This is a genomic window from Streptomyces justiciae, from assembly GCF_015163075.1.
GTDB classification, from domain to species: domain Bacteria; phylum Actinomycetota; class Actinomycetes; order Streptomycetales; family Streptomycetaceae; genus Streptomyces; species Streptomyces justiciae.
This window is the reverse complement of record NZ_JADDXU010000012.1, coordinates 140,151-159,184: the sequence shown is the minus strand read 5'-3', so window position 1 is coordinate 159,184 and position 19,034 is coordinate 140,151. Positions and strand designations below refer to the sequence as shown.

Here is a 19,034-nt window from a genome sequence, read left to right as displayed (position 1 = left end):
TAGAGGGTTACGCGAAGGAGACAGGCAGATGTCCGGCCACTCTAAATGGGCTACGACGAAGCACAAGAAGGCCGTGATCGACGCCAAGCGCGGCAAGCTCTTCGCGAAGCTGATCAAGAACATCGAGGTCGCGGCCCGGATGGGCGGCGTCGACATCGAGGGCAACCCGACCCTCTACGACGCCATCCAGAAGGCGAAGAAGCAGTCGGTCCCGAACAAGAACATCGACTCCGCGGTCAAGCGCGGCGGTGGCCTCGAGGCCGGCGGCGCCGACTACGAGACGATCATGTACGAGGGCTACGGCCCGAACGGCGTCGCGGTGCTCATCGAGTGCCTCACCGACAACCGCAACCGCGCCGCCTCCGACGTCCGCGTCGCCATGACCCGCAACGGCGGCTCCATGGCCGACCCGGGCTCGGTGTCGTACCTCTTCAACCGCAAGGGCGTCGTGATCGTCCCCAAGGGCGAGCTGAGCGAGGACGACGTCCTCGAGGTCGTCCTGGACGCGGGCGCCGAGGAGGTCAGCGACCTCGGTGAGTCCTTCGAGGTGCTCAGCGAGGCCACCGACCTGGTCGCGGTCCGCACCGCCCTCCAGGAGGCGGGCATCGACTACGACTCCGCCGAGGCCAACTTCGTCCCGACCATGCAGGTCGAGCTGGACGAGGAGGGCGCCAAGAAGATCTTCAAGCTGATCGACGCGCTCGAGGACAGCGACGACGTGCAGAACGTCTTCGCCAACTTCGACGTGAGCGACGAGGTCATGGAGAAGGTCGACGCCTGAGCCCACGCTCCGGATTCGAACGGGCCGACGGGACACACCCCGTCGGCCCGTCGCATTGTCGGTGGCACCCGATAGCCTGCACAAACAGGCGATCGAGCGGGAGGGGGCGTGGTGCGGGTACTCGGGGTGGACCCCGGACTGACGCGATGTGGTGTCGGGGTCGTCGAGGGGGTTGCCGGGCGGCCGTTGACGATGCTCGGCGTCGGTGTCGTACGGACGCCCGCGGACGCCGAGTTGGGCCATCGCCTCGTCGCGATCGAGCAGGGCATCGAGCAGTGGCTGGACGAGCACCGGCCCGAATTCGTCGCCGTGGAACGGGTGTTCAGCCAGCACAACGTCCGTACGGTCATGGGCACCGCCCAGGCCAGCGCCGTCGCCATGCTGTGCGCCGCCCGCCGCGGCATCCCCGTCGCCCTGCACACCCCGAGCGAGGTCAAGGCCGCCGTCACCGGCAGCGGCCGCGCCGACAAGGCCCAGGTCGGCGCCATGGTGACCCGGCTGCTGCGCCTCGACGCGCCTCCCAAGCCGGCCGACGCCGCCGACGCCCTCGCGCTCGCCATCTGCCACATCTGGCGCGCCCCCGCGCAGAACCGACTCCAGCAGGCCGTGGCCCTGCACGCCAAGAAAGCACCGGCCGCCCCCACGGCACGGGTCACCTCGAAAGGCCGTACGGCATGATCGCCTTCGTCAGCGGCACGGTCGCCGCGCTCGCCCCCGACACCGCCGTCGTCGAGGTCGGCGGCGTCGGCATGGCCGTGCAGTGCACGCCGAACACGCTGTCCACGCTCCGCCTCGGCAAGCCCGCCAAGCTCGCCACCTCCCTCGTCGTACGAGAGGACTCGCTCACCCTCTACGGCTTCGTGGACGACGACGAGCGCCAGGTCTTCGAGCTGCTCCAGACCGCGAGCGGCGTCGGCCCGCGGCTCGCCCAGGCCATGCTCGCGGTCCACACCCCGGACGCCCTGCGCCGCGCGATCTCCACCGGCGACGAGAAGGCCCTCACCGCCGTCCCCGGCATCGGCAAGAAGGGCGCCCAGAAGCTGCTGCTGGAGCTGAAGGACCGGCTCGGCGAACCGGTCGGGGCCCCCGCCATCGGCGCCCCGGTCACCCAGGGCTGGCGCGACCAACTGCACGCGGCGCTGATCGGTCTGGGCTACGCGACCCGCGAGGCCGACGAGGCGGTGTCCGCCGTGGCCCCGCAGGCCGAGGCCGCCGGCGGCACGCCCCAGGTGGGCCAGCTGCTGAAGGCCGCTCTGCAGACCCTGAACCGCGCCCGCTAGGAGAACGTCAGTGAACTGGGACGACACGACCGGCACCGACGCCGCCGACGAACGCCTGGTGGCCTCCGTCGCCGACCGTGAGGACCAGGCCGTCGAGGCCGCCCTGCGCCCCAAGGACCTGGGCGAGTTCATCGGCCAGGAGAAGGTCCGCGAACAGCTCGACCTCGTCCTGCGCGCCGCACGCGCGCGGGGCGCCACCGCCGACCATGTCCTGCTCTCCGGCGCCCCCGGCCTCGGCAAGACCACTCTGTCGATGATCATCGCGGCCGAGATGGGCGCCCCGATCCGCATCACGTCCGGGCCCGCCATCCAGCACGCAGGCGACCTCGCCGCGATCCTCTCCTCCCTCCAGGAGGGCGAGGTCCTCTTCCTCGACGAGATCCACCGCATGTCCCGGCCCGCCGAGGAGATGCTGTACATGGCGATGGAGGACTTCCGCGTCGACGTCATCGTCGGCAAGGGCCCCGGCGCCACCGCGATCCCCCTCGAACTGCCCCCCTTCACGCTGGTCGGCGCCACCACGCGCGCGGGCCTGCTGCCGCCCCCGCTGCGCGACCGCTTCGGCTTCACCGCGCACATGGAGTTCTACGAGCCCGCAGAGCTCCAGCGCGTCATCCACCGCTCGGCCGACCTCCTCGACGTGGAGATCGACACCGACGGCGCCGCCGAGATCGCCGGCCGCTCCCGCGGCACGCCCCGCATCGCCAACCGCCTGCTGCGCCGGGTACGGGACTACGCGCAGGTCAAGGCCGACGGCGTGATCACCCGCGAGATCGCCGCGGCCGCCCTCCAGGTCTACGAGGTCGACGCCCGCGGGCTCGACCGGCTCGACCGGGGTGTCCTCGAAGCCCTGCTCAAGCTGTTCGGCGGCGGCCCGGTCGGCCTGTCCACGCTCGCCGTCGCCGTGGGGGAGGAGCGCGAGACCGTCGAGGAGGTCGCCGAACCCTTCCTCGTCCGCGAGGGACTGCTCGCCCGGACCCCGCGCGGCCGGGTCGCCACCCCCGCCGCATGGGCGCATCTCGGCCTCACCCCGCCGCGCTCGGCGGCCACAGGAAACGGACAACAGGACCTGTTCGGGACGTGACGGCTGACATGGCGCCGGGCGTGATGTCTTTGTGACGGCGGGGCATTGGCCGGGCCAGGAACCCGGGTGCCATGCTGAGCGTTGTTCCATGCGCGCGGACTCGCTTAGACTCCGCCGATGCCGCCTTTGTCGGCGGCGCACAAACCCCCAACCATCAGGCCGCTCAGCATCGCGGTCGCGTGAAGGAAGTACCGACCCGTGAGTCTCGTGACCCTCCTCCCGTTCATCGTGCTCATCGGGGCCATGTTCCTGATGACCCGGTCGGCGAAGAAGAAGCAGCAGCAGGCAGCCGACATGCGGAACCAGATGCAGCCCGGCAGCGGCATCCGCACGATCGGGGGGATGTACGCCACGGTCAAGGAGGTGGGCGAGGACACCGTCCTCGTCGACGCCGGCCCCGGCGTCGAACTTCTCTTCGCGAAGAACGCGATCGGTGCCGTCCTCTCCGACGACGAGTACAACCGCATCGTCCACGGCATCGAGCACGACCTGAAGACCGACGTCGTCCCCGACGACGCCTCCTCCCTCACCGAGACCGACGAGTCCGCCGACGACGCTGCCGCCGCCTCCGACGACAAGGTCGACCTCGGCAAGAAGGACGAGCCCGCCGACGAGGCCGAGCAGGCCGACGAGGCCGCCGAGGCGAAGACGGACGACGCGCCGAAGAAGACCGACGGCGACTCCGACGCGAAGTAGTCGTACCCGGGGCGCGCGGGCCACGCCCGCGCGCCCTCGGATGTACGCAGCTCGCACGGGATCGACACCATGTCATGGCCGCCCGCCCGCAGACCCGGCGCGCAGCGGCCCGAGAGGGAGTACGAGAAGGTGGCAGCACCTAAGAAGGGCCGGAGCGCGAGCGCCCAGAGCAAGCCTGGGCGCTCGCTGGCCCTGATCCTGATCGCCATCGTGGCGCTCACCGGGGGAATGTTCCTCTCCGGGCACACGACCCCGCGCCTCGGCATCGACCTGGCCGGTGGCACGAGCATCACGCTCGAGGCGAAGGCCGACCAAGGCTCCGCGATCAACAAGGCCAACATGGACACCGCGGTCGAGATCATGAACCGCCGTGTCAATGGCCTGGGCGTCTCCGAGGCGGAGGTGCAGACCCAGGGCGACAAGAACATCATCGTCAACATCCCCAAGGGCACCAACTCCAAGGAAGCCCGGGACCAGGTCGGCACCACCGCCAAGCTCTACTTCCGTCCGGTCCTGGCCCAGGAGGCCACCGGCGCCGCCGCTCCCAGCGCCTCGCCGAGCCCGTCCGCCAGCGGTTCGTCCAGCGCCTCGCCGAGCCCCTCCGCGAGCAAGTCGGGCGCCTCGGGTGAGAAGGCCACCTCTTCCTCCTCCCCGTCCGCCTCGGCCACCACGCAGGGCCGGGCCGTCACCGACGCGCTGAAGGCCGACGCGAGCCCGTCCGCCTCCGCGAGCGCCTCGTCCTCCCCGAGCCCCTCCGCCTCGTCGAGCAGCGACACCGGCAGCACCGCCGACGCCAAGCTCCAGGCCCAGTACACGGCCCTCGACTGCTCCAAGAAGTCGGCCCGCACCAAGGCCGGCGAGGGCGCCAAGCCGGAGGACTCGACCGTGGGCTGCGGCGAGATCGACGGCGTCTGGTACAAGTACCTGCTCGGCCCCGCCGCCGTCGCCGGCACCGAGGTCGACGAGGCCAAGGCCGTCTTCGACACGCAGACCGCCGCCGGCTGGCAGGTCACGATGGACTTCAACAAGAGCGGCGCGAAGAAGTTCGCCGACATCACCGGCCAGCTCGCCCAGAACACCCTGCCGCAGAACGAGTTCGGCATCGTCCTGGACGGCGAGGTCGTCTCCAGCCCGACCGTCAGCCAGTCCATCACCGGCGGCCAGGCCCAGATCTCCGGCAGCTTCACGCAGGAGGAGGCCCAGAGCCTCGCCAACATGCTGTCGTACGGCGCGCTCCCGCTCTCCTTCCAGGAGCAGAGCGTCACCACGGTGACCGCCGCGCTCGGCGGTGAGCAGCTGCACGCCGGTCTGCTCGCCGGCGCGATCGGCCTCGGCCTGGTCGTGCTCTACCTGGTGTTCTACTACCGCGGTCTGTCCGTCGTCGCCATGGCCTCGCTGCTGGTCTCCGGCGTCCTCACCTACGTGATCATGGCGCTGCTCGGCCCGGCCATCGGCTTCGCGCTGAACCTGCCGGCCGTCTGCGGTGCGATCGTCGCCATCGGTATCACCGCGGACTCGTTCATCGTCTACTTCGAACGCATCCGGGACGAGATCCGCGAGGGCCGCTCCCTGCGCCCCGCCGTCGAGCGGGCCTGGCCGCGTGCCCGGCGCACCATCCTGGTCTCCGACTTCGTGTCGTTCCTCGCCGCCGCGGTGCTGTTCATCGTCACCGTCGGCAAGGTCCAGGGCTTCGCGTTCACGCTGGGTCTGACCACCGTCCTCGACGTCGTCGTGGTGTTCTTCTTCACCAAGCCGCTGATGACGCTGCTGGCCCGCCGGAAGTTCTTCGCGAGCGGCAGCAAGTGGTCCGGCCTCGACCCGAAGAGCCTGGGTGCCCAGCCGCCGCTGCGCCGCACCCGCCGTCCCGCCGCCCCCGCCCAGACGAAGGAGGCGTGAGCATGTCGAAACTCGGCAACCTCGGCGCCCGGCTGCACCGTGGCGAGATCAGCTACGACTTCATCGGCCACCGCAAGCTCTGGTACGGCATCTCGATCCTGATCACCATCACGGCGATCGTGGGCCTCGCGGTACGCGGCCTGAACATGGGCATCGACTTCCAGGGCGGCGCCGTCTTCACCACGGAGAAGACCAGCGTCTCCGTCTCCCAGGCCGAGGAGTACGCGAAGGACGCCTCCGGCCACGACGCGGTCGTGCAGAAGCTCGGCAACGGCACGCTGCGCATCCAGATCGCCGGCATGGACACCCAGCAGTCCGACGAGATCAAGAACAAGCTCGCCGAGGACTTCAAGGTCGACCCGGAGAAGATCGCCGCCGACCTCGTCGGCCCCAGCTGGGGTGACCAGATCGCCAACAAGGCCTGGCAGGGTCTGGCGATCTTCATGGTCCTCGTCGTGATCTATCTGGCGATCGCCTTCGAGTGGCGCATGGCCATCGCGGCCCTCGTCGCCCTGATCCACGACATCACCATCACGGTCGGTATCTACGCCCTCGTCGGCTTCGAGGTCACGCCCGGCACGGTGATCGGTCTGCTGACGATCCTCGGTTACTCGCTCTACGACACGGTGGTCGTCTTCGACTCCCTCAAGGAGCAGACGAAGGACATCACCAAGCAGACCCGCTTCACCTACAGCGACGTCGCCAACCGCTCGATCAACGGCACCCTGGTCCGTTCCATCAACACCACGGTGGTGGCGCTGCTGCCGGTGGCCGGCCTGCTGTTCATCGGTGGCGGCTTCCTCGGCGCGGGCACGCTCAACGACATCTCGCTGTCGCTGTTCGTCGGCCTCGCGGCTGGCGCGTACTCCTCGATCTTCATCGCCACGCCGCTCGTCGCCGACCTCAAGGAGCGCGAGCCGCAGATGAAGGCCCTGCGCAAGCGGGTGCTGGCCAAGCGCGCCCAGGCCGCCGCCGAGGAGGAGCAGGCGGAGGCCCGGGGCGAGTCCGCGCGCGACCCCGAGGACGCCACTCCGGCCGTCGTCGGACCGCGCGCCACCCGACGCCGTCCCTCGGGGAAGCGCCGATGACCGACATCAAGGAGCTCCTGCTCAGCCGCATCCGTGACGTGGCCGACTACCCGGAGCCGGGCGTGATGTTCAAGGACATCACCCCGCTCCTGGCGGACCCGGCGGCGTTCACGGCCCTGACGGACGCGCTGGCGGAGATCGCGGAGCGCACAGGTGCCACCAAGGTCGTCGGCCTGGAGGCCCGCGGCTTCATCCTGGGCGCCCCGGTCGCCGTCCGTGCGGGCCTCGGCTTCATCCCGGTGCGCAAGGCGGGCAAGCTCCCCGGAGCGACGCTCGGTCAGGCGTACGACCTGGAGTACGGCTCGGCGGAGATCGAGGTCCACGCCGAGGACCTGACCGCCGACGACCGCGTCCTGATCGTCGACGACGTCCTGGCCACCGGCGGCACCGCCGAGGCCGCGATCCAGCTGATCCGCCGGGCCGGCGCCGAGGTGTCGGGCCTGGCGGTCCTGATGGAGCTGGGCTTCCTCGCGGGCCGCCCGCGCCTGGAGTCGGCTCTGGAGGGCGCTCCGCTGGAAGCGCTGCTGGTGGTCTGAGGCTCAGGCGTCGCAGAAGGGCCGTCCCGGCAAATCCGGGGCGGCCTTTTCGCGCCCTTCAGGGGCGCGGGGCTGTATCGATTTGCGGCTACCGCCGCGTGGGCGCGACCAGCCACGACGGCGCCGCACCCGGCAACGAGCCTCGCCCCCCGGAATGCCGCCGTCCACCCCTCACGTTCCACAGGTAGACGGCCCTCACATCGGCCTGAAGGCGATCCTCGGGCGCAGGATCGCTACCATGGGGTCTCCGGAGCCTGATCGGGGGACCCGGTTCGCGCACGAGGAGTCCTCTTGCCAGACGAGGCCCAGCCACTGACCGCCGCCAAGCCCGAGTCCGCCTCGGGACCCGCGGCCACGCCCGCGAAGAACACCACGCAGGGCTCGGTCGAGCACGCCCAGTCCGCGCCCGTGGACAAGTCGGCCGAGCAGCCGCGTCCCAAGCCGGCCCCGCCCGAGCGCCCCGCGCCCGCGTCCACGCCCCCTGCGGTCCGCCCGCCCGCAGGGCAGCCCGCCCGCTCCGGCTCCTCCAACCGCGTCCGCGCCCGCCTCGCCCGTCTCGGCGTCCAGCGCTCCAATCCGTACAACCCGGTCCTGGAGCCCCTGCTGCGGATAGTGCGCAGCAACGACCCGAAGATCGAGACCGCGACGCTCCGCCAGGTCGAGAAGGCCTACCAGGTCGCCGAGCGCTGGCACCGCGGCCAGAAGCGCAAGAGCGGCGATCCGTACATCACGCATCCCCTCGCGGTGACCACCATCCTCGCCGAGCTCGGCATGGACCCGGCCACCCTCATGGCGGGCCTCCTCCACGACACGGTCGAGGACACCGAGTACGGACTCGACCAGCTCCGCCGCGACTTCGGCGACTCCGTTGCCCTCCTCGTCGACGGCGTCACGAAGCTGGACAAGGTCAAGTTCGGCGAGGCCGCGCAGGCCGAGACCGTGCGCAAGATGGTCGTCGCCATGGCCAAGGACCCCCGCGTCCTGGTCATCAAGCTCGCCGACCGCCTGCACAACATGCGCACCATGCGCTACCTCAAGCGCGAGAAGCAGGAGAAGAAGGCGCGCGAGACCCTCGAGATCTACGCGCCGCTCGCCCACCGCCTGGGCATGAACACCATCAAGTGGGAGCTGGAGGACCTCGCCTTCGCGATCCTCTACCCCAAGATGTACGACGAGATCGTGCGTCTGGTGGCCGAGCGGGCGCCGAAGCGCGACGAGTACCTCGCCATAGTGACCGACGAGGTGCAGCAGGACCTGCGCGCGGCCCGTATCAAGGCGACCGTCACCGGCCGCCCGAAGCACTACTACAGCGTCTACCAGAAGATGATCGTCCGCGGCCGTGACTTCGCGGAGATCTACGACCTGGTCGGCATCCGAGTCCTCGTGGACACGGTCCGGGACTGCTACGCGGCCCTGGGCACCGTCCACGCCCGCTGGAACCCGGTTCCGGGGCGGTTCAAGGACTACATCGCGATGCCCAAGTTCAACATGTACCAGTCGCTGCACACCACGGTGATCGGCCCCAACGGCAAGCCCGTCGAACTCCAGATCCGCACCTTCGACATGCACCGCCGCGCCGAGTACGGCATCGCCGCGCACTGGAAGTACAAGCAGGAGGCCGTCGCCGGCACCTCCAAGGTCCGCTCGGACCAGCCGCGGACCACCGGCAAGGACGACCACCTCAACGACATGGCGTGGCTGCGCCAGTTGCTCGACTGGCAGAAGGAGACCGAGGACCCCGGCGAGTTCCTCGAGTCCCTGCGCTTCGACCTGTCGCGCAACGAGGTCTTCGTCTTCACGCCCAAGGGCGACGTGATAGCGCTGCCCGCCGGCGCCACGCCCGTGGACTTCTCCTACGCGGTCCACACCGAGGTCGGCCACCGCACCATAGGAGCGCGGGTCAACGGTCGCCTCGTACCGCTCGAATCCACCCTGGACAACGGTGACTTGGTGGAGGTCTTCACCTCCAAGGCGGCCGGCGCGGGTCCCTCCCGCGACTGGCTCGGCTTCGTCAAGTCGCCGCGCGCCCGCAACAAGATCAGGGCGTGGTTCTCCAAGGAGCGCCGCGACGAGGCGATCGAGCAGGGCAAGGACGCCATCGTCCGCGCGATGCGCAAGCAGAACCTGCCGATCCAGCGCATCCTCACCGGCGACTCCCTGGTCACGCTGGCGCACGAGATGCGCTACCCCGACATCTCCGCGCTGTACGCGGCGATCGGCGAGGGCCATGTCTCCGCGCAGAACGTCGTCCAGAAACTCGTCTCCGCGCTCGGCGGCGAGGAGGCGGCCACCGAGGAGATCGACGAGGCCGTCCCGCCGACCCGCACCCGCGGCCGCAAGCGCCGCTCCAGCGCCGACCCCGGCGTCGTGGTCAAGGGCGTCGACGACGTGTGGGTCAAGCTCGCCCGCTGCTGCACCCCCGTACCCGGCGACCCCATCATCGGTTTCGTCACGCGCGGTAGCGGAGTATCGGTTCACCGCAGCGACTGCGTCAACGTGGAGTCACTGTCCCGCGAGCCCGAGCGCATCCTCGACGTCGAGTGGGCGCCCACCCAGTCCTCGGTGTTCCTGGTCGCCATCCAGGTCGAGGCCCTGGACCGCTCCCGGCTCCTCTCGGACGTCACCCGCGTCCTGTCCGACCAGCACGTCAACATCCTCTCCGCGGCCGTCCAGACCTCCCGCGACCGCGTCGCCACGTCCCGCTTCACGTTCGAGATGGGCGACCCCAAGCACCTCGGGCACGTCCTGAAGGCGGTCAGGGGAGTGGAGGGCGTGTACGACGTGTACCGCGTGACGTCGGCGCGCAGCCGCTCGTAGCGCATACGACGAGAAGGGCCCCGTACCTCGCGTACGGGCCCTTCTCGTCGTATCAGCTCACCCGGCTGTCAGCCGCCGAACTCCTGCAGACCCTTCAGCGCCTGGTCAAGGAGCGCCTGGCGGCCCTCCAGCTCGCGCTCGAGCTTGTCGGCGCGGGCGTTGTTGCCCTGGGCGCGCGCCTGCTCGATCTGGCCGCGGAGCTTGTCCACGGCGGCCTGGAGCTGGCCCGTCAGACCCTCGGCACGCGCGCGTGCCTCCGGGTTGGTGCGGCGCCACTCGGTCTCCTCGGCCTCCTGGATGGCCCGCTCGACGGCGTGCATCCGGCCCTCGACCTTGGGGCGGGCGTCGCGCGGGACGTGGCCGATGGCCTCCCAGCGCTCGTTGATCTGGCGGAACGCGGCACGCGCCGCCTTGAGGTCGGTGACCGGGAGGATCTTCTCGGCCTCCTCGGCCAGCTCCTCCTTGAGCTTGAGGTTCTCCGACTGCTCGGCGTCCCGCTCGGCGAAGACCGAGCTGCGAGCGGCGAAGAAGACGTCCTGGGCGCCGCGGAAGCGGTTCCACAGGTCGTCCTCGTGCTCGCGCTGGGCGCGGCCCGCGGCCTTCCACTCCGCCATCAGCTCGCGGTAGCGGGCCGCCGTCGGACCCCAGTCGGTGGAGTTGGACAGCGCCTCGGCCTCGGAGACCAGCCGCTCCTTGGTCTTGCGGGCCTCCTCGCGCTGCGCGTCCAGCGACGCGAAGTGCGCCTTGCGACGCTTGGAGAACGCCGACCGGGCGTGCGAGAAGCGGTGCCACAGCTCGTCGTCGGACTTGCGGTCCAGCCGCGGCAGACCCTTCCAGGTGTCCACCAGGGCCCGCAGCCGCTCGCCGGCCGCCCGCCACTGGTCGGACTGCGCCAGCTCCTCGGCCTCGACGACCAGCGCCTCCTTGGCGTGCCGCGCCTCGTCGGACTGCTTCGCGCGCTGCTGCTTGCGCTCCTCGCGGCGCTTGTCGACGGTCTCCACGAGCTTGTCCAGCCGAGTCCGCAGCGCGTCCAGGTCGCCGACCGCGTGGTGGGCGTCGACCTGCTCGCGGATGTGGTCGATGGCGACCTGCGCGTCCTTCGCCGACAGATCGGTGGTCTTCACTCGCTTCTCGAGGAGGCCGATCTCGACAACCAGGCCCTCGTACTTGCGCTCGAAGTAGGCCAGCGCCTCCTCAGGGGAGCCGGCCTGCCAGGAACCGACGACCTGCTCGCCGTCGGCCGTACGCACGTACACGGTCCCCGTCTCGTCGACGCGGCCCCACGGGTCGCTGCTCACAGCGCCTCCTCCACATGATGCCTGCGAGGGGCTTGTGCTCCCCCGGGCATCGTCCACAGTTTCGTCACGGCCAACATAGGCGACCGGCGGGTTGCCTGTCCGCATCCCGCGCGACCGAAATTTCGCAGTTGGCGGTCAGGATTTGGTGACAGTCGCCTTGTTGATCACGACCGTCGCGTTGGGAGCGCCGTCGCCCTGGCCGGTGTTCTCACCTGCGGCGGCGATCTTCTTCAGCACGGTCATGCCGGATTCGGACACGGTACCGAACGGTGTGTAGTTGGCCGGCAGTGGACTGTCCTGGTAGACGAGGAAGAACTGGCTGCCGCCGCTGTTCTTGCCCTCGCCCGTCTGGGCGTTGTACTGGTTCGCCATGGCGACCGTGCCGGCCGGGTAGGTCTGGCCCTTGAGCGACTTGTCCTTCAGGTTCTCGTCCGGGATCGTGTAGCCCGGACCGCCGGTGCCGGCGGCCGTCGGGTCGCCGCACTGGAGCACGTAGATGCCGTTGGTGGTGAGCCGGTGGCACTTCGTGTGGTCGAAGTAGCCCTTCGACGCCAGGAAATTGAACGAGTTGACGGTGTGCGGGGCCGCGGACGCCTTGAGCGCTATGTCGATGTCGCCGCAGGTCGTCGCCAGCTTCATCGTGTACTTGGCCGACTTGTCGATCGTCATCGCCGGCTCCTTCTTCCACGTCGCCGTCTTGACCTTGCCCTCGGCGGGCTTCTTGCACGGGTCGGAGACCGCGCTGGGGCTCGGGTCCGCCGACGCGCTCGCGTTGGCCTTGTCGTCGCCGTCGTCCTTGAGGACCCCGGTCGTGTAGAGCGCCAGGCTGCCCACGATGATCACGCCGAGCACCGACGCGATCACGGAGTTGCGCATGCGGGCCTTGCGCCGCGCGGCGGTGCGCCGCTGCTGCTGCCGCAGAAACTTCTCCCGGGCGAGCTGCCGCTTCCGCTGTTCCTGGGTGACCACCGGGTTCTCTCCTCATGCGTCTCGTACGTCGACTGGGACGCGTGCGTCTTGTGAGCCGACCGCCTGCGTGTGCCCCGTACCGTATATGGGTTCGCTGAGGAAACGGCAGCGCCGGTAGGCTCTGACCACAGGCGCAGCTGTTTTTTCAGCCCGCCCTCAGTCCGTAGAGTCCGCACTTATCGACACAACGAAGGACGATCGTGCTCATTGCCGGGTTCCCCGCCGGGGCCTGGGGGACGAACTGTTTTCTCGTCGCCCCCGCCGCCGGTGAGGAGTGCGTGATCATCGACCCGGGCCATCAGGCCGCCCTGGGAGTCGAGGAGACGCTGAAGAAGCATCGGCTCAAGCCCGTCGCGGTCGTCCTCACCCATGGCCACATCGACCATGTGGCCTCGGTCGTCCCGGTCTGCGGCGCGCATGACGTGCCGGCGTGGATCCACCCCGAGGACCGGTTCATGATGAGCGACCCCGAGAAGGCGCTCGGCCGCACCATCGGAATGCAGCTCATGGGCGAGCTGACCGTGGGGGAGCCGGACGACGTCAAGGAGCTGGCGGACGGGGCGAAGCTGGAGCTGGCGGGCCTCGAGCTCACCGTCGCGCACGCGCCGGGCCATACCAAGGGGTCGGTGACCTTCGGCCTGCCCGAGACGGCGGACATCCCGCCGATTCTCTTCTCGGGCGACCTGCTGTTCGCCGGCTCCATCGGACGCACCGATTTCCCCGGTGGCTCCATGGACGACATGCTCGAGTCCCTGGCCCGCGTGGTCCTGCCGCTCGACGACTCGACCGTGGTGCTGCCCGGCCACAACGAGCAGACGACCATCGGCCGTGAGCGTGCCACCAACCCGTATCTGCGGCAGGTGGCAGCCGGCCCGGGAGCGCACGTCGACGCTCCCCGACGAGGAATGTGACGAGACTTTCCGTGAGCACCTTCAAGGCCCCCAAGGGCACGTACGACCTGATCCCGCCGGACAGCGCCAAGTTCCTGGCGGTCCGCGAGGCGATCGCCGCGCCGCTGCGCAACTCCGGCTACGGCTACATCGAGACGCCCGGCTTCGAGAACGTGGAGCTCTTCGCGCGCGGGGTCGGTGAGTCCACCGACATCGTGACGAAGGAGATGTACGCCTTCGAGACCAAGGGCGGCGACCGGCTCGCCCTGCGCCCCGAGGGCACCGCGTCCGTGCTGCGCGCCGCGCTGGAGGCCAACCTGCACAAGGCGGGCAACCTCCCCGTCAAGCTCTGGTACTCCGGCTCGTACTACCGCTACGAGCGCCCGCAGAAGGGCCGCTACCGGCACTTCTCCCAGGTGGGCGCCGAGGCGATCGGCGCCGAGGACGCGGCGCTGGACGCCGAGCTGATCATCCTTGCCGACCAGGCGTACCGGTCGCTGGGGCTGCGCAACTTCCGCATCCTCCTCAACAGCCTGGGCGACAAGGAGTGCCGTCCGGTGTACCGGGAGGCGCTACAGGCCTTCCTGCGCGGCCTCGACCTGGACGAGGAGACGCTGCGCCGGGCCGACATCAACCCGCTGCGCGTCCTCGACGACAAGCGTCCGGACGTGCAGAAGCAGCTCGGCGACGCCCCGCTGCTGCGCGACTACCTCTGCGACGCCTGCAAGGCGTACCACGAGGAGGTCCGCGAGCTGATCACGGCCGCCGGTGTCGCCTTCGAGGACGACCCGAAGCTGGTCCGCGGCCTGGACTACTACACGCGCACGACCTTCGAGTTCGTCCACGACGGTCTGGGCTCGCAGTCCGCGGTGGGCGGCGGCGGGCGCTACGACGGCCTGTCGGAGATGATCGGCGGCCCCGCGCTCCCGTCCGTCGGCTGGGCCCTCGGCGTCGACCGCACGGTCCTCGCCCTGGAGGCGGAGGGCGTCGAGCTCGAACTCCCCTCCACGACCAGCGTCTTCGCGGTGCCGCTGGGCGAGGAGGCCCGCAGGGTCCTGTTCGCCAAGGTGACGGAGCTCCGCAAGGTCGGCATCGCGGCCGACTTCTCCTACGGCGCCAAGGGCCTCAAGGGCGCGATGAAGAACGCCAACCGCAGCGGTGCCCGCTACACGGTCGTCGCCGGCGAACGCGACCTCGCCGAGGGCGTCGTCCAGCTCAAGGACATGGAGTCCGGCGAACAGACGGCCATCGGCGTCAACGAGATCGTGGCGGAGCTGGAGGCCCGGCTGGGCTGAGTGAGACGCGAGGGCGCCGGGGAAACCCGGCGCCCTTTCTCATGGGTCCAGCAGCCCGTACCGCATCGCGCTCGTCACCGCCGCCGTCCGGTCGTCGACCCCCAACTTGCCGAAGACCCGCAGCAGATGGGTCTTCACCGTCGACTCGCCGATGAACAACCGCCGCCCGATCTCCGCGTTCGTGCAGCCCTCCGCCACCAGGCGCAGTACCGCCGTCTCGCGTTCCGACAGGCGGGGGCGTTCCGGCTTGGTGCGGAGTTGGTCGATCAGGCGGGCCGCGACCGACGGGGCCAGGACCGTCTCGCCCCGCGCCGCGGCTCGTACCGCCTCCGCGAGCTCCCCGCGCGGCAGGTCCTTGAGCAGGTAGCCCGCCGCGCCCGCCTCCACGGCCCGCAGGATGTCCCGGTCCGTCTCGTACGTCGTCAGGACGAGCACCCGGCACGGCAGCCCGGCTGCCGCCATCCGCTCGATCGAGTCCACGCCACCGCCGCCCGGCATCCGCAGGTCCATCAGCACGATGTCCGGGCGGAGTTCCGCCGCCAGCGCCTCGGCCTGCGGCCCGTTGGCCGCGTCGGCGACCACGTCCAGGTCGGGTTCGGCGCTCAGCATCGCCCGCAGGCCCTCCCGTACGACGGGATGGTCGTCGGCCAGGATGATCCGGATCATGAAGTGCTCCCAGGTACCGGTAGCCGGACGGTCACCGTCGTGCCGTCGCCCGGCGCGCTGTGTATCTCGGTGGTGCCTCCCACCTCGGCGGCCCGCGCGCGCAGCCCCGCCAGACCGTATCCGCCGGTCACGGACGAGGGGGCGAAGCCGTCGCCGTCGTCCCGTACGGACACGGTGAGCGACTCGTCGGCGTACGTCACCACGATGCCGATCGCCGCCGAACTCCCGGCGTGTTTGCGGGCGTTGGACAGCGCCTCCTGGCAGGCGCGCAGGGCCACGACCTCGGGTCCCGCGGGCAGCGCACGCACGGGGCCGGTCACCTCAAGGGCGGCGTCATGGCGGGCGGCCAGCCTGCGCAGCGCGTCGGGCAGTGAGGCACCGTCCAGGTCCGCGGGGGCGCCGCCGGCGACCAGCGCCCGCGCCTCGGCGAGGTTCTGCCGGGCCGTCTCGTCCATCAGGCACAGATGCCGGCGGGCCTGCGCGACATCGGTCTCCAACTCGGCCTCCACCGCCTGGATCAGCATCAGCAGGCTCGTGAAGCCCTGGGCGAGGGTGTCATGGATCTCCCTCGCCATCCGCTCCCGCTCCGCCAGCGCCCCGTGCGCCGCCGACAGCCGCGACACCTCGTGCCGGCTCGCGTCCAGTTCCGCGATCAGCTCGGCCCGCTCCTGGCTCTGCTCGATGATCCGGATGATCCAGCTGCCGATGGCGACGGAGAAGACGAACGTGACCACCGCGAACACCGAGTTGAAGAACACCGCCTCGTCCCCGGGCCGCCACAGCAGCGCCCAGCCCGCCACCGGCACCAGGTTGATCACCGCCACCGCCACGAACGCCCACCGCAGCCGCAGCGTCATGAAGCACTGCGGCACCAGCGCGAACGTCAACAGCCGCGTCTCACCGACCAGCACCGCCGACGGCAGGAACAACGCCAGCGCCGCCGCCAGATAGCCGAGCGCCCGCCGCTCGTCCGGCGGGTCACCGCACAGGATGGGGCGGCCGACCAGGACGTACAGCGGGATCAACGGCACGAGCAGCGCCGCCGCGGCGAGCCGGACCGGCCACCCCGGGAAGTTCGCGCCGAGCGCGAACACCAGGGTGGCCGGCCAGATCAGCGCGAAGTACGTGTCCCAGAGCCGGAACGAGCGGTCCCAGGTGTACGCGCCGGCGAGCCCCGAGGGGATCCTCATCCGTCGCGCCGGTTCTTCCACCGGAAGGTCAGCAGACACAGCGCCAATCCTCCGACGCACCAGGCGCCCAGGACCAGGGCGATCCGCCCGAACTCCCAGTCGCCCGCCTGCTCCAGGACCCGCGCCGAGTCCGGCAGGAACACCCCGCGCAGCCCCTGGCACATCCACTTCAGCGGGAACAGGGCGCCGATGTTCAGCATCCAGCCCGGGATGGTGTCGATCGCGATGTACACCCCGGAGATGAACTGCAGGACCAGGAAGGGGAGGACGACGACCGAGGTGGCGCTCTTGCCCGACTTCGGGACCGAGCTGATGGCGATGCCGAGCAGCGCGCACGCCGTCAGACCGAGGACGAAGATCCAGGCGAAGTGGAACCAGCGGGTCGCGTCCGAGGGCAGGTCGACGTCGTAGAGCGTCGTGCCGACGAGGAGCAGGACCGCCGTCTCCATCAGGCCCGTGACCAGAACCAGCCAGATCTTGCCGAGGAAGTACGCGGCCGGTGGCATCGGGGTGCCGCGCAGCCTGCGCAGGACCTTCTCGTCCCGTTCGATGGCGATCGAGATGCCGAGGGACTGGAAGCTCGTCGACATGATGCCCGCGGCCATCATCGCCGGGACGTAGAGCTGCGAGGCGGTGATGCCGGCGCCCTCCACGTCGTCACTGAAGATCGACGCGAACAGGAAGAGGAAGACAACCGGGAAGGCGAAGGTGAACACCACCTGGTCGCGCTGGCGGAAGAACTGCCTGAGTTCCAGTGCGCCCCGCTGGAGGCCGATGCCGAAGGCACTGGGCAGCCGCTCGGCGACCGCGTCCGCGCGGGTCCGTACGACGGTCGTGGTCATCGCGCGTCCTCCTGTCCGGTCAGCCGGAGGTAGACGTCCTCCAGCGTGGGGCGGCTCACCCGCAGCCCCGGGATCTCGCCGTCGAAGCGGCGCATCAGCGCGGCGACCGTGCGGGTCGGGGTGTCCGTGCGCTCGCTGCGCGGGGCGCCGTCCGGCTCGGTCCACTCGACGGTCGCCTCGGTGCCGTACCGCTCCCGCAGGGCGGCCGGACGGCCCTCGGCGACGATCCGGCCCGCGGTCACCACGGCCAGCCGGTCGGCCAGGGCCTCGGCCTCCTCCAGATAGTGCGTGGTGAGGAGGATCGTCGTGCCCTCCTCGGCGAGGGCGCGGATCAGCTCCCAGAACTGGCGGCGCGCCGCCGGGTCGAAACCGGTCGTGGGCTCGTCCAGGAGCAGCAGCTCGGGGCCGCCGATCACACCCAGTGCCACGTCGAGACGGCGGCGCTGGCCGCCCGACAGGGCCTTGATCCGGCTGCCTGCCTTCCCCTCAAGACCCACCAGGCCGATGACCTCCTCCGGGTCGCGCGGCCTCGGGTAATAGCGGGCGAAATGACGGACGGTCTCGCGGACCGTCAACTCGGCGGGCGCCGATTCGTCCTGCCAGACGATTCCCACACGGGACCTCCACGCGCGCGTGCCGTTCGCGGGGTCCGCGCCGAGCACGGACACTTCCCCCGCGTCCCGGCCGCGGTGGCCCTGGAGGATCTCCACCGTCGTGCTCTTGCCCGCGCCATTGGGCCCCAGCAGGCCGAACACCTCGCCCCTGCCGATGCCGAGATCGATCCCGTCGACCGCGGTCACGTCGCCGTACTGCTTGCGCAGCCCCCGTACGTCCACCGCGAGTTCGTTCGCGTGTGCTGTCATGTTTTCGAGGCTCGGCCGGAACCGAACGTTCAGGGACGACCGTGCGTACTTCCTTATGTCCACCGAACGGTGGACAAGGGCTCGTGTACGGCACAATGGCCCTCGCCCGAAGAAGGTCCAACTCTCAAGCAGACGGAATCGGCGTGATGAGCAAGACCACAGTCAAGAGCGTCTCCACCGTGCCAGAGCCCGATCGCGCGGCCGGCGAGCCACGGTCGGCGGGAGGCAGCCGCGCCTTCGCGGTGCTGCTGGTCCTCACCGGCGCGGCCGGCCTGCTCGCCGCGTGGGTCATCACGATCGACAAGTTCAAGCTGCTCGAGGCCAAGGTCGAGGGCAAGACCTTCACCCCCGGGTGCAGCCTGAACCCCGTGGTCTCCTGCGGCAGCGTCATGGAGTCCAAGCAGGCCGCCGTCTTCGGCTTCCCCAACCCGATGCTCGGTCTCGTCGCCTACGGCATCGTCATCTGCGTCGGCATGAGCCTGCTCGCCCGGGCCCGCTTCCCGCGCTGGTACTGGCTGACCTTCAACGCCGGCACGCTCTTCGGTGTCTCGTTCTGCGCCTGGCTGATGTTCCAGTCGCTGTACCGCATCAACGCCCTGTGCCTGTGGTGCTGCCTGGCCTGGGTCGCGACGATCATCATGTTCTGGTACGTCACCTCGTTCAACGTGCGCAACGGCTTCCTGCCCGCCCCGAGCTGGCTGAAGAGCTTCTTCGGCGAGTTCACCTGGGTCCTGCCGGTCCTGCACATCGGCATCATCGGCATGCTGATCCTGACGCGCTGGTGGGACTTCTGGACCAGCTGACCGGCCTGGCTCCCTCGGGGCCCGGACCGACTGTCAGTGC

At 70.1% G+C, this 19,034-nt stretch carries 18 protein-coding genes; 12 read left to right on the top strand and 6 right to left on the bottom strand.

Translation table 11 applies throughout. From position 1 onward, the window contains the following. Window positions 1-28: 28 nt before the first annotated feature. The 9 genes from IQ210_RS30245 to IQ210_RS30205 all read left to right on the top strand — a co-directional run bounded on the left by IQ210_RS30245 (window position 29) and on the right by IQ210_RS30205 (window position 10,178). The gene (locus tag IQ210_RS30245) at window positions 29-781 is read left to right on the top strand and encodes a YebC/PmpR family DNA-binding transcriptional regulator (protein ID WP_194082345.1); all 753 of its coding nucleotides are present in this window, start codon (window positions 29-31) and stop codon (window positions 779-781) included. A 111-nt stretch (window positions 782-892) separates the two neighbouring features. Next, window positions 893-1,459: a crossover junction endodeoxyribonuclease RuvC gene (gene ruvC, locus IQ210_RS30240; protein WP_194082487.1), complete on the top strand. Its 567-nt coding sequence runs from the start codon at window positions 893-895 to the stop codon at window positions 1,457-1,459. Beyond that, on the top strand, window positions 1,456-2,061 hold the full coding sequence (ruvA, locus tag IQ210_RS30235; RefSeq protein ID WP_194082344.1) for a Holliday junction branch migration protein RuvA: 606 nt from the start codon (window positions 1,456-1,458) through the stop codon (window positions 2,059-2,061). Before ruvC ends, ruvA begins: the two co-directional genes overlap by 4 nt. 10 nt (window positions 2,062-2,071) lie before the next feature. Then, window positions 2,072-3,145, top strand: coding sequence for a Holliday junction branch migration DNA helicase RuvB (gene ruvB, locus IQ210_RS30230; RefSeq protein ID WP_126270771.1), 1,074 nt, complete (start codon window positions 2,072-2,074; stop codon window positions 3,143-3,145). Window positions 3,146-3,343: 198 nt separating this feature from the next. Next, window positions 3,344-3,841, top strand: a complete 498-nt coding sequence (yajC, locus tag IQ210_RS30225) for a preprotein translocase subunit YajC (RefSeq protein WP_194082343.1) — start codon at window positions 3,344-3,346, stop codon at window positions 3,839-3,841. Between the two features lie 129 nt (window positions 3,842-3,970). Further along, window positions 3,971-5,737 (top strand): protein translocase subunit SecD, encoded by a 1,767-nt coding sequence (gene secD / locus IQ210_RS30220; protein WP_194082486.1) that lies wholly within the window; start codon window positions 3,971-3,973, stop codon window positions 5,735-5,737. Between the two features lie 2 nt (window positions 5,738-5,739). Next, window positions 5,740-6,825 (top strand): protein translocase subunit SecF, encoded by a 1,086-nt coding sequence (gene secF, locus IQ210_RS30215; RefSeq protein WP_194082342.1) that lies wholly within the window; start codon window positions 5,740-5,742, stop codon window positions 6,823-6,825. Then, window positions 6,822-7,361 carry an adenine phosphoribosyltransferase gene (locus IQ210_RS30210; RefSeq protein WP_194082341.1) on the top strand — a complete coding sequence of 180 codons (540 nt, stop codon included), beginning with the start codon at window positions 6,822-6,824 and terminating at the stop codon, window positions 7,359-7,361. Before secF ends, IQ210_RS30210 begins: the two co-directional genes overlap by 4 nt. A 291-nt stretch (window positions 7,362-7,652) precedes the next feature. Then, on the top strand, window positions 7,653-10,178 hold the full coding sequence (locus tag IQ210_RS30205; RefSeq protein ID WP_194082340.1) for a RelA/SpoT family protein: 2,526 nt from the start codon (window positions 7,653-7,655) through the stop codon (window positions 10,176-10,178). A gap of 68 nt (window positions 10,179-10,246) precedes the next feature. Here IQ210_RS30205 and IQ210_RS30200 read toward each other — a convergent pair whose 3' ends face one another. Both IQ210_RS30200 and IQ210_RS30195 read right to left on the bottom strand, forming a co-directional pair. Beyond that, window positions 10,247-11,476 carry a DUF349 domain-containing protein gene (locus tag IQ210_RS30200; RefSeq protein WP_194082339.1) on the bottom strand — a complete coding sequence of 410 codons (1,230 nt, stop codon included), beginning with the start codon at window positions 11,474-11,476 and terminating at the stop codon, window positions 10,247-10,249. Between the two features lie 135 nt (window positions 11,477-11,611). Continuing rightward, a complete protein-coding gene (locus tag IQ210_RS30195; RefSeq protein WP_194082338.1) occupies window positions 11,612-12,445 on the bottom strand; it encodes a peptidylprolyl isomerase in 834 nt (277 codons plus the stop codon). Between the two features lie 200 nt (window positions 12,446-12,645). Here IQ210_RS30195 and IQ210_RS30190 point away from each other — a divergent pair, with 200 nt between their 5' ends. Together IQ210_RS30190 and hisS are read left to right on the top strand one after the other, a co-directional pair. Next, window positions 12,646-13,356, top strand: a complete 711-nt coding sequence (locus IQ210_RS30190; protein WP_194082337.1) for an MBL fold metallo-hydrolase — start codon at window positions 12,646-12,648, stop codon at window positions 13,354-13,356. Window positions 13,357-13,367: 11 nt separating this feature from the next. Further along, the gene (hisS, locus tag IQ210_RS30185; RefSeq protein WP_194082336.1) at window positions 13,368-14,630 is read left to right on the top strand and encodes a histidine--tRNA ligase; all 1,263 of its coding nucleotides are present in this window, start codon (window positions 13,368-13,370) and stop codon (window positions 14,628-14,630) included. Between the two features lie 39 nt (window positions 14,631-14,669). Here the strand turns inward: hisS and IQ210_RS30180 are convergent, their stop codons facing one another. Genes IQ210_RS30180 through IQ210_RS30165 form a run of 4 tightly spaced genes read right to left on the bottom strand, consistent with a single transcriptional unit; the run spans window position 14,670 to window position 18,191 of the window. Then, on the bottom strand, window positions 14,670-15,296 hold the full coding sequence (locus IQ210_RS30180; RefSeq protein ID WP_194082335.1) for a response regulator: 627 nt from the start codon (window positions 15,294-15,296) through the stop codon (window positions 14,670-14,672). Then, the gene (locus tag IQ210_RS30175; protein WP_194082334.1) at window positions 15,293-16,486 is read right to left on the bottom strand and encodes a sensor histidine kinase; all 1,194 of its coding nucleotides are present in this window, start codon (window positions 16,484-16,486) and stop codon (window positions 15,293-15,295) included. The genes IQ210_RS30180 and IQ210_RS30175 overlap by 4 nt, the downstream gene beginning before the upstream one ends. Next, the gene (locus IQ210_RS30170; protein WP_194082333.1) at window positions 16,483-17,328 is read right to left on the bottom strand and encodes an ABC transporter permease; all 846 of its coding nucleotides are present in this window, start codon (window positions 17,326-17,328) and stop codon (window positions 16,483-16,485) included. The genes IQ210_RS30175 and IQ210_RS30170 overlap by 4 nt, the downstream gene beginning before the upstream one ends. After that, window positions 17,325-18,191, bottom strand: coding sequence for an ABC transporter ATP-binding protein (locus IQ210_RS30165; protein ID WP_194082332.1), 867 nt, complete (start codon window positions 18,189-18,191; stop codon window positions 17,325-17,327). The genes IQ210_RS30170 and IQ210_RS30165 overlap by 4 nt, the downstream gene beginning before the upstream one ends. Window positions 18,192-18,337: 146 nt before the next feature. On the opposite strand from IQ210_RS30165, the gene IQ210_RS30160 reads away from it, so the two are divergent. Further along, window positions 18,338-18,994: a vitamin K epoxide reductase family protein gene (locus IQ210_RS30160; RefSeq protein ID WP_194082331.1), complete on the top strand. Its 657-nt coding sequence runs from the start codon at window positions 18,338-18,340 to the stop codon at window positions 18,992-18,994. The last annotated feature ends 40 nt before the right edge of the window (window positions 18,995-19,034 follow it).